The sequence below is a fragment of the Escherichia sp. KTE114 genome (assembly GCF_000407765.1).
Taxonomy (GTDB): Bacteria; Pseudomonadota; Gammaproteobacteria; order Enterobacterales; family Enterobacteriaceae; genus Escherichia; species Escherichia ruysiae.
Genome location: NZ_KE136625.1, coordinates 1 through 1,616 on the forward strand (window position 1 = coordinate 1; position 1,616 = coordinate 1,616).

At 51.8% G+C, this 1,616-nt stretch carries 3 protein-coding genes and 1 pseudogene; 2 read left to right on the top strand and 2 right to left on the bottom strand.

Going from position 1 to position 1,616, the window contains the following annotated elements; all coding sequences use genetic code 11:
* Nucleotides 1–110 precede the first annotated feature (110 nt).
* A complete protein-coding gene (locus WC5_RS20395) occupies nt 111–248 on the top strand; it encodes a colicin release lysis protein (protein WP_001405930.1) in 138 nt (45 codons plus the stop codon).
* 198 nt (nt 249–446) lie between these two features.
* On the opposite strand, the gene WC5_RS25780 is transcribed toward WC5_RS20395, so the two are convergent.
* A complete protein-coding gene (locus WC5_RS25780) occupies nt 447–605 on the bottom strand; it encodes a replication initiation protein (RefSeq protein WP_071531517.1) in 159 nt (52 codons plus the stop codon).
* A gap of 668 nt (nt 606–1,273) precedes the next feature.
* Nucleotides 1,274–1,465 carry a Rop family plasmid primer RNA-binding protein gene (locus WC5_RS20390; RefSeq protein WP_000165985.1) on the bottom strand — a complete coding sequence of 64 codons (192 nt, stop codon included), beginning with the start codon at nt 1,463–1,465 and terminating at the stop codon, nt 1,274–1,276.
* A 63-nt stretch (nt 1,466–1,528) separates the two neighbouring features.
* Between WC5_RS20390 and WC5_RS25165 the strand changes: the two are divergent.
* Nucleotides 1,529–1,616: pseudogene (locus WC5_RS25165) on the top strand (MobC family plasmid mobilization relaxosome protein); the annotation flags it as partial.

A 1,616-nucleotide genomic window follows, 5' to 3' on the forward strand; every position in this document is an offset into this window, starting at 1 on the left:
TATATATATAAGTGTGCAGTACAGGCCAAATAAAATATTTTTTATGTAGTATCTTAAGCTCATAAATTAAACCTCGCCATATATTCTTTTCATTTTATAAGGATCGAGTTATGAGGAAAAGATTTTTTGTGGGAATATTCGCGATAAACCTCCTTGTTGGATGTCAGGCTAACTATATACGTGATGTTCAGGGAGGGACCATCGCACCATCCTCCTCTTCTAAACTGACGGGGATCGCGGTTCAGTAGAAAAGATCAAAGGATCTTCTTGAGATCCTTTTTTTCTGCGCGTAATCTGCTGCTTGCAAACAAAAAAACCACCGCTACCAACGGTGGTTTGTTTGCCGGATCAAGAGCTACCAACTCTTTTTCCGAAGGTAACTGGCTTCAGCAGAGCGCAGATACCAAATACTGTCCTTCTAGTGTAGCCGTAGTCGGGCCACTACTTCAAGAACTCTGTAGCACCGTTTGTGCCATCATCGCTCTGCTAATCCGGTTACCAGTGGCTGCTGCCAGTGGCGTTAAGGCGTGCCTTACCGGGTTGGACTCAAGACGATAGTTACCGGATAAGGCGCAGCGGTCGGGCTGAACGGGGGGTTCGTGCACACAGCCCAGCTTGGAGCGAACGACCTACACCGAACTGAGATACCAACAGCGTGAGCTATGAGAAAGCGCCACGCTTCCCGAAGGGAGAAAGGCGGACAGGTATCCGGTAAGCGGCAGGGTCGGAACAGGAGAGCGCACGAGGGAGCTTCCAGGGGGAAACGCCTGGTATCTTTATAGTCCTGTCGGGTTTCGCCACCTCTGACTTGAGCGTCTATTTTTGTGATGCTCGTCAGGGGGGCGGAGCCTATGGAAAAACGCCTGCTACGTGGCCTTCTTCCTGTTCCTGGTCTTTTGCTCACATGTTCTTTCCGGCCTTATCCCCTGATTCTGTGGATAACTGTGTTACCGTTTTTGTGTGAGTCAGTACCGCTCGCCGCAGTCGAACGACCGAGCGTAGCGAGTCAGTGAGCGAGGAAGCGGAAAAGCGCCTGGACGCGCATTTTCTCCTTACGCATCTGTGCGGCATTTCACACCCGGCATGGGGCACTTTTCATACAATCTGCACTGATGCCGCATAGTTAAGCCAGTATACACTCCGCTATCGCTACGTGACTGGGTCATGGCTGCGCCCCGACACCCGCTAAAACCCGCTGACGCGCCCTGACGGGCTTGTCGGCTCCCGGAGACGCTCACAGCTTGTCTGTGAGCGTCTCCGGGAGCTGCATGTGTCAGAGGTTTTCACCGTCATCCCCGAAACGTGCGAGGCAGCTGCGGTAAAGCTCATCGGCGTGGTCGTGAAGCGATTCACAGATGTCTGCCTGTTCATCCGCGTCCAGTTCGTTGAGCTTTTCCAGCAGCGTTAATGTCTGGCTTCTGATAAAGCGCGCCATGTTAAGGGCGGTTTTTTCCTGTTTAGTCACTGATGCCTCCGTGTAAGGGGGATTTCTGTTCATGGGGTAATGATACCGATGAAACGCGAGAGGATGCTCACAATACGGGTTACTGATGATGAACATGCCCGGTTACTTGAACGCTGTGAGGGTAAACAACTGGCGGTATGGATGCGGCGGG